Here is a 7,568-nt window from a genome sequence, read left to right as displayed (position 1 = left end):
CGCCAGCGTTCATCCTGAGCCAGGATCAAACTCTCCGTAAAAAAGAAATGCATACCCCATCGGGAAAACGATGACGCAGCGAGTTTGATGCTGACCAAAGAGATATTCATTGCTGACTATCCGTTGCCAACCCCCCACAAAGAGGAGCTGGTCTTTGATCCAAAGGAATCTCATCCAGCCGAAGCTGAATCGAGGTTATTTGGCATTTGACAAGTGCACGCTGTTGAGTTCTCAAGGATCGGATGCTCCCCCGACCCAGTCATCACAACCAGGCCCGAAGGGCAACTTCTCTATCTTAGCCACCCTGACTCGCTTGTCAAATCGGCGCGCTGCGCGGATCTTTGGATCCGCTGCGCAGCCGGTGACAGCCGCAGAAGGGGTGGATCTCCCATCCTAGACGCAGGCGTCTGTTCTCACAAGTGAGAGGAGGAGGGAGGTGGTTCTCCGCTTGAGGGGGGTGAGGCTCTCGGCCTCTCCGCTTCCCTGTGGGGCGAACAAGTAATAAGTTACGTGGGTTCCGGGCTTCTGGCAAATCGGCACCGCACCCCCGGGCGTGTCGCCCCGAGGCATGCGCGACGATTGTCCCGGTCAGATCGCGAAACGCCCGGCGCCGCACGCCAGGAGTACGATCTGACCGTGTCAACGCCGCCCCTCCGCTCGCCGTCCGCGGCGCTCTTCCACCGCGTCGTCACGGAGCTCGGCGTCGCGCCGGAGCGGATGATCGAGAATCGCCGCCCTCCGTATCCGGTGCCTCTGCCATCGCGTCTCGCCACGGCGGATCTCGCCTGGGCGAGCGTCGATGCGGTCACTGCCCTCGCGGGCATCCGCCGCTCCCCCGACCCGGATCGGATCGCCCTCGCGTATCGGAGCGACCGTGTGCTGAGCATCGACGGAGCGGCTCCGGGTGTGTGGTCGCCCTCTTCGGGCTTCTGGCGTGCGGGCGACGGCTGGATCCGCACCCACGGCAACTACCCGCACCACGCCGCGGCCCTCCTCCGCGGTCTGGGGCTGTCCGCGGGCGCCGGTGTCGACGAGATCCGCGCCGTGGTGGGCACGCAGAGCGCGGGCGACAGCATCCGAGGGATCGTTGCGGCCGGCGGACTCGCCGTCGCAGTCCGCCCGGAGGACCCCGACCTCGATCGCCGTCTGCGCGAGAGCCCCCTGCTCGAGGTGACGCGTCTCGAACCGACGAAGCGTTCGTCCGGACCGCCACGAGCTCTCGGCCACCTCCCGCTCACGGGTGTGCGCGTGCTGGACCTCACCCGGGTGATCGCCGGTCCGGTGTGCACCCGAACGCTCGCGCTGCTCGGCGCCGACGTCCTCCGAGTCGATCCGCCACACCTCGCCGAACCCGCATGGCAGCACCTCGACACCGGTCACGGGAAGCGCTCGACCATCCTCGACGCGCGCTCCCCCCGCTTCGCGGCGCTCCTCGCAGAGGCCGACGTCGTCGTGCTCGGCTATCGCCCGGCATCCCTCGACGGTCTCGGCCTCTCCCCTGCGCGCCTCGCCGAACAGCATCCCGGTCTCGTGATCGCACAGCTCAGCGCGTGGGGTCTGGATCACCCCCGGCGCGCCGGGTTCGACAGCCTCGTCCAGGCGGAGTCCGGAATCGCCCTGGCGGAATCGACCGACGGCACCACCCCCGCGGCGCTCCCCGCCCAGGCGCTCGACCACAGCGCGGGCTACCTCCTCGCGGCATCCGTGCTCGCGCTCGTCGAGCGGCGTCGGCGCGAGGGCGGCAGCTGGTGGGTGCGCACCTCGCTCCGGCGCATCGCCGCCGAACTGCTCGGCATGCCGCGGCATGCCGCCCGTTCACCGGAACGGGCGTTCGACGACACCGCCCACACCGCGCGATTCCGCGTCGACGGTCAGGACGTCACGACGGCGAGGCCTGCGGTTCCCGGGCTCGAGTTCAGCCCGCCTCGACCGTGGGACGCGGATCACCCGGAGTGGTGACGACCGAGAACCGAGCGAAGAGCGGCACCGCCAGGCAGAGCAGGATCGTGAGCGCGCCCCACACCGCCGAGGCCGCCGGGAGCATGCGGTACGCCAGGTGCTGGACGGTGAACTCGTCATCGAAGGGACCGTATGCGACGTAGCCGATGATGCTCGCGGTGATCAGGATGGCGGGCAGGGACAGCCACCATGCGACGCGGACCGCCGCCGCCACGACACGGACCACGGATGCTTGAGGCCGGGTTCGCCGGAGTCGGAGCAGCGCCCAGATCGCGAGTACGAGCAGACCGACGATGGTCGACCCGTGCTGCAGCCATTTGAAACCGGTGAGGGGTCCCCACATCTCGTCGAGCGCGGGAAGGACGTCGACCCCCCAACGGCCCTCGTGAGTGAGAAGATCCCAGGCGATATGGGACACGACCCCGAGCACCAGCGACGCTGCCAGCCACACGAGGAACAGCCGTCGCCCGGACCCCGCTCCGACCGCGGACGCGAGGGCCGTCCGCCCGGACTCGGACCACTCGATCGGAAGCCGGCGTGCGATCGGGAGCGGCGTGAGCTCGGCGACCGCCGGGCGCAGCACCACCCTCCAGACCAGGAACAGCCCGAATGCGACGAGCGCGGTCACGGCGACGGCGCTGAACCGGTGGGTGAACGCGTACGACAGTCCGAAGCCGCGAAGGAACAGCGGAAGATCCGGCGTCATCGCACCGATGGCGATCGCCGACGGCACGAGCGGAGTGCGGATGAACGGCAGCGCGACGACCGCATGACTCGGCGTGAACGGCATCCCGGGCTCCTGTCGATCTGCGTGACGCCGGACGACCGCGCGACGACGACCGGAGATGAGCCCGAGGCGCCGCCGCGCGGGAAGTCAGGCGATGAAGATGCCGGCGAGGGTCTTCTTCCCGCGCCGCAGCACGGAGACGCCGCCGGGCAGGGAGCCCTCGATCACGGCCGTTTCGTCGTCGACACGGGCGCCGTCGAGAGAGACCCCGCCCTGGGCGATCGCGCGGCGCGCTTCCGACAGGCTCGAGACGAGTCCCGTCGCGACGAGGGCCTCGACGACCGCCGAACCCGGAGCGACCGTGGCGTGCGGCAGCTCCTCGAGCGCCGTCCGCAGGGTCGACGAGTCGAGAGCGGTCAGATCGCCCTGACCGAAGAGAGCCTCGGATGCCGCGATCACGGCGGCCGCCGCATCGAGGCCGTGCACCGTGGCGACGACCTCGAGCGCGAGTCGCTTCTGCGCGGCACGACGGAACGGCTCCGTCTCGACGAGGGCCGCGTACTCCTCGATCTCGGCGCGGCTCAGGAAGGTGAAGACCTTGAGCCGGTCGATCACGTCCGCGTCGGCCGTGCTCAGCCAGAACTGGTACATCCGGTACGGACTGCACATCTCGGCATCCAGCCAGATCGCATTGCCCTCGCTCTTGCCGAACTTCGTGCCGTCGCTGTTCGTGATCAGCGGCGTGCCGATCGCGTGCACCGAGACGCCCTCGACGCGGTGGATGAGATCCGTGCCGCTCGTGAGGTTGCCCCATTGGTCGGAGCCGCCGGTCTGCAGCACGCAGTCGTACTGGCGGTACAGCTCGAGGTAGTCCATGCCCTGCAGGATCTGGTAGCTGAACTCGGTGTAGCTGATACCCGCGTCGGAGTTCAGACGCGCGGCGACGGCATCCTTCTTCAGCATGGTGCCGACGCGGTAGTGCTTGCCGATCTCGCGCAGGAAGTCGATCGCCGACAGGGGTGCCGTCCAATCGAGGTTGTTCACGAGTCGCGCGGCGTTGTCGCCGTCGAAGCTGAGGTAGCGCTCGACCTGCGCTCGCAGGCGTCCCACCCACTCTCCTACCGTCTCCGGGGTGTTGAGCGTGCGCTCGGCCGTGGGCCGCGGGTCGCCGATGAGGCCGGTCGAGCCGCCGACCAGGCCGAGCGGCCTGTGTCCGGCGAGCTGGATGCGACGCAGCGTCAGAAGCTGAACGAGGTTGCCGAGGTGCAGACTAGGAGCAGTCGGGTCGAATCCGCAGTAATACGTGATCGGGTCCCCGGCGAGAAGGGCGCGGAGCGCCTCCTGGTCAGTGGACACGTGGACGAGCCCGCGCCACAGGAGTTCGTCCCACACGTTCTCGAACGTGGGGTCGATCGCCGGGGTCGCGGTCGTCAGAGCGGATTCAGACACGCGCTCCAGGCTATCAGCGCCCGTCGCCCCGACATGCCCGCCGTGATCGGCGGGTGTGATCAGCTGTGCGTCGCCCACCAGATGAGGAAGGCGCCACCCAGACCGATCACCCAGCTCACCAGGCTGCCGACGAGGAAGTACTCGGCGCGGGCGCCGGTCTCGCCGTCGCGGGAGATCTCGGGGAACCGCACGATGCCCTTCGCCGCCAGCATCGCGGCGAGGATCGGATACGCCGCCGCGAGCGTGAGGATCAGCACGAGGATGCGCTCGAGCGGACCGATCAGGCGTCCGCCCTTGAATCCGGCCCTCGGGTCGCGCGGGGCCGCGGCCGCCGTCAGCGGCAGGGCCGGGTCGGGGCGCGTCGCGTCGGTGCCGGAGGCGGCATCGCCGCGTGCGTCGGTCGTCACCGGATCGGCTTCGGCGCCCGCGGCAGTGCTCGCCGCGGCGTCGGGCTCGGCTCTCGCCGCCGGATCGGACTCGGTGCTCACCGTCGCGTCGGCGTGCGCGCGCGACACCTCGATCGGACGCCAGGTGTGCTCGCCGTCGAGCGCCGCGCGGACGACGAGGTTGCCGGATTCGAGCAGGAAGACCGCGGTGCCGAGTGCGAGCATCGCCAGATCGAACGAGACGTCGCCGAAGGGCGACCTCAGGTTCCAGACCGAGCCGATGAGGCCGGCATCCTCGCGCGGCCCGATCCAGACGACCGCTCCGACGCTGATCGCGGCGAGGAGCACCGCGGGCCAGAACCCGAGTGGCGCAGGGCGGTCGGCGGGCATGCTCCACACCCAGAGCGCGCCGATCAGCAGCGCGGCGAACATCGGCAGGAGCGCGTCGCCGACGCTGCCGAGCAGGAGGAGGACGATCGCGATGGTCAGGTAGCCGACCCAGCGTCGGGGCGCGAACTGGCGCACGAGGTCGGCCGCGCCGACGGCGAGAAGTGCGAGACCGGCGGCGATCACGAGCGCTCCTCCCGTCGGAGCGCCGCGACGCCTTCGATGATCGCCGCGCTCCCCGCATTGCGCAGCGACTTCGAGACGCTCGGCTGGGTGATGCCCTCCTCCGCGGCGAGCTCGAGCTGCGATCGGCCGATCAGCCGCCCGTAGGTCAGCCGACGTTCGCGCTCGCTCATCGCGCTCACCAGCTCGTCGCGGACGAGGAGGTAGGCGTTCGAGGCGGCGATCGTGCTCTCCATGACCTCATCCTGCCCGGGGGCTCCGACAATCCAGGTACGCGTGCGCGGTACGGCGCGTCCCTCCCGTGCATGCACGGTCTCGATGGCCGCCCGCGCGGCATACCACCCTGGCCCGTCGGCGAGCTCGGTGTGCACCGAGGGGACGGAACGGACCTCTCCGACGCCGATGCCGAAGCGGAACGCGAGTCCGTCGGGCAGACGCAACTGGATCATGAGGAGGGATACCAGCGCTGACTCGAGCTCGCGGTACACACCCTGCTGCTCATCGCCGACGGTGGGTGTCAGCGGCTGTTCTGCGAGGGGGACGTCCTGCTCGACGGCGGCGATGGTCTCGTCGAGCGTCCGCTGCGCGGCGGATCGGTCGTCGAGCTTCCGCGACCCCATGATGTCGGCGATGACGGCGATGGCCATGACATAACCGTAACACGAATATCTAGAAGTTATGCCCCATTTGGTTATAGCCTGAGAACATGCCTGAATCGGACATCTCCTGGAGCCACGGTACCTGGACTCACTCCCCTGCCGCGCAGACCGTCATCCCCGCTGCCGGCGCGTCGCACCTCGACGTGTCCGCGCGGGAGGGCAGCGACGCCTGGCGCCACACCGCATACGACTTCGTCCACGATACCGAGCACGCCCTCGTCGCACCGCTGGCCGTGGGAGAGGCGATGGAGGTCTCCTTCCGCGCACCCTGGGACGGACAGTTCGACCAGGCCGGAGTCTTCGTCCGCATCGACGACGAGCACTGGATCAAGGCCGGGATCGAATACGCCGACGGCCACCTCGGCCTCGGCGCTGTCGTGACGGCGATCCGCTCGGACTGGTCGGTCGGATGGGTCGACGACTGGAACGACAGCGAGATCACGATCCGCGTCAGCCGATGGGCGGATGCCGTCATCGTGCGCGCGCGTGCCGACGACGGCGACTGGCGCCTGGTGCGGGTCGCTCCGTTCGACGGCGATGCCGCAGCATCCGCCGGGCCCTTCCTCGCGGCCCCGACGCGAGACGGACTCGTCGTGCGCTTCACGCGATGGACCCGATCCGCAGCCGACACCGACCTCCACTGATCGGCTGACCCCGTCGCGGCCGATCCGGTTCCCATCCTGTCGCCCGGTCCCGTCCTGTCCCCGTCCCGTCCTGTCCCTGTCCCGTCCTGTCCCTGTCCCCGGCGCGGACGGATGCCGGATGACCGGACGGATCACGGACGTTCTGACCCCGATCGTCCGTGATCCGTCCGACCCTCCGTGATCCGTCGGAGCTCGACCGCCCCTGCACGAGACCGGACCGCTGTCCGTTCTCCACGGATCACGTCTTTCGACCCCGCGCTCGATCACCCGCTGCAGCACCGTGGACGGATGCTCACTCCGAAAGACACGATCATCCGGCTCGGTGGCGTCGCGCGAGGGTCTCACCTGCAGCGCCTCGGATTCTCTCGACAGGCGCTGAGCGAGTGCGTGCGGAAGGGGTCCATCCTGCGGCTGCGCCCTGGGGTGTTCGCGGTCGCGCCCGTCCCAGCCGCCCTGCGCGAGGCGGCCGCGCACGGCGGCGCGCTGACCTGCGCGAGCGCTCTTCGTGCGCGTGGCGTCTGGGTGCTGCCGGCCGACACAGGACCACACGTGTGGCTCGCACCTTCGCAGCATCCGCTCGCACACCCGGACTGCCGATGCGTCACCCACTACTACCGAGGCGCTCCGCCGATCCTCACGGTTCCGATCGAGACGGCGCTCGTGCATCTGCTCCGATGCTCCGGCGACGAGGCGTTCTTCGCCGCCTTCGAATCCGCGTGGAAGCTCCGGCTGCTGTCGGCGAAGAGCAGAGCACGGATCAGGGCGGCACTTCCTCGACGAGCGCGGTGGCTCGTCGACCTCGCGCGTCCGGACGCCGACAGCGGCCTCGAGTCGCTGCTGCGACTGCGGCTGCACGTCCTCGGAATCCACTTGGAATGCCAGGTGGTCATCGCCGACGTGGGCCGCGTCGACTTCGTCATCGCCGGACGACTCATCATCGAAGCGGACGGCCGGGAGAATCATGAGGGCGGGAATCGCCATCGAGACCTCATGAGGGATGCAGCGGCCTCACGTCGCGGGTACGAGACGCTCCGATTCGACTACGCACAGATCGTCCACGACTGGCCCACCGTCCAGTCCGCCGTGCTCGCCGCCCTCGAGCGGCACCGGTGATGACCGGACGGATGCCGGATGACCGGACGGATGCCGGACGTTCTGACCTCGATCGTCCGTG

The 7,568-nt window shown here is 69.2% G+C and carries 7 protein-coding genes; 3 read left to right on the top strand and 4 right to left on the bottom strand.

The genetic code is table 11. The features are described from left to right. Nucleotides 1–636 precede the first annotated feature (636 nt). Nucleotides 637–1,959: a CoA transferase gene (locus A4X16_RS12050; protein ID WP_231880350.1), complete on the top strand. Its 1,323-nt coding sequence runs from the start codon at nt 637–639 to the stop codon at nt 1,957–1,959. Here the strand turns inward: A4X16_RS12050 and A4X16_RS12045 are convergent. From A4X16_RS12045 to A4X16_RS12030, 4 genes are all read right to left on the bottom strand, one after another. Next, nucleotides 1,916–2,749, bottom strand: coding sequence for a DUF4184 family protein (locus A4X16_RS12045; protein ID WP_067120862.1), 834 nt, complete (start codon nt 2,747–2,749; stop codon nt 1,916–1,918). The genes A4X16_RS12050 and A4X16_RS12045 overlap by 44 nt on opposite strands. Nucleotides 2,750–2,833: 84 nt before the next feature. Then, complete coding sequence (gene tyrS, locus A4X16_RS12040) at nt 2,834–4,135, bottom strand: tyrosine--tRNA ligase (RefSeq protein ID WP_157560164.1); 1,302 nt, start codon at nt 4,133–4,135, stop codon at nt 2,834–2,836. 59 nt (nt 4,136–4,194) lie between these two features. Then, nucleotides 4,195–5,094 carry a hypothetical protein gene (locus A4X16_RS12035; protein WP_067120860.1) on the bottom strand — a complete coding sequence of 300 codons (900 nt, stop codon included), beginning with the start codon at nt 5,092–5,094 and terminating at the stop codon, nt 4,195–4,197. After that, nucleotides 5,091–5,738 (bottom strand): SatD family protein, encoded by a 648-nt coding sequence (locus A4X16_RS12030; RefSeq protein WP_067120858.1) that lies wholly within the window; start codon nt 5,736–5,738, stop codon nt 5,091–5,093. The genes A4X16_RS12035 and A4X16_RS12030 overlap by 4 nt, the downstream gene beginning before the upstream one ends. Before the next feature lie 59 nt (nt 5,739–5,797). Here A4X16_RS12030 and A4X16_RS12025 point away from each other — a divergent pair, with 59 nt between their 5' ends. Both A4X16_RS12025 and A4X16_RS12020 read left to right on the top strand, forming a co-directional pair. Further along, nucleotides 5,798–6,394: a DUF1349 domain-containing protein gene (locus tag A4X16_RS12025; RefSeq protein ID WP_067120856.1), complete on the top strand. Its 597-nt coding sequence runs from the start codon at nt 5,798–5,800 to the stop codon at nt 6,392–6,394. Between the two features lie 288 nt (nt 6,395–6,682). Continuing rightward, entirely contained in the window at nt 6,683–7,507 is an 825-nt protein-coding gene (locus tag A4X16_RS12020; protein WP_082914436.1) for an endonuclease domain-containing protein, read from the top strand. Nucleotides 7,508–7,568 lie beyond the last annotated feature (61 nt).

Origin of the sequence: Microbacterium sp. H83, assembly GCF_001650405.1 — a bacterium.
Taxonomy (GTDB): domain Bacteria; phylum Actinomycetota; class Actinomycetes; order Actinomycetales; family Microbacteriaceae; genus Microbacterium.
This window is presented reverse-complemented; position numbering and strand designations above follow the sequence as displayed.

Excerpts from the sequence above, each read along its gene's own strand:
- A4X16_RS12045 (WP_067120862.1), bottom strand. The coding sequence starts at position 2,749 with ATGCCGTTCACGCCGAGTCATGCGGTCGTCGCGCTGCCGTTCATCCGC.
- A4X16_RS12030 (WP_067120858.1), bottom strand. The coding sequence starts at position 5,738 with ATGGCCATCGCCGTCATCGCCGACATCATGGGGTCGCGGAAGCTCGAC.
- A4X16_RS12025 (WP_067120856.1), top strand. The coding sequence starts at position 5,798 with ATGCCTGAATCGGACATCTCCTGGAGCCACGGTACCTGGACTCACTCC.
- A4X16_RS12020 (WP_082914436.1), top strand. The coding sequence starts at position 6,683 with ATGCTCACTCCGAAAGACACGATCATCCGGCTCGGTGGCGTCGCGCGA.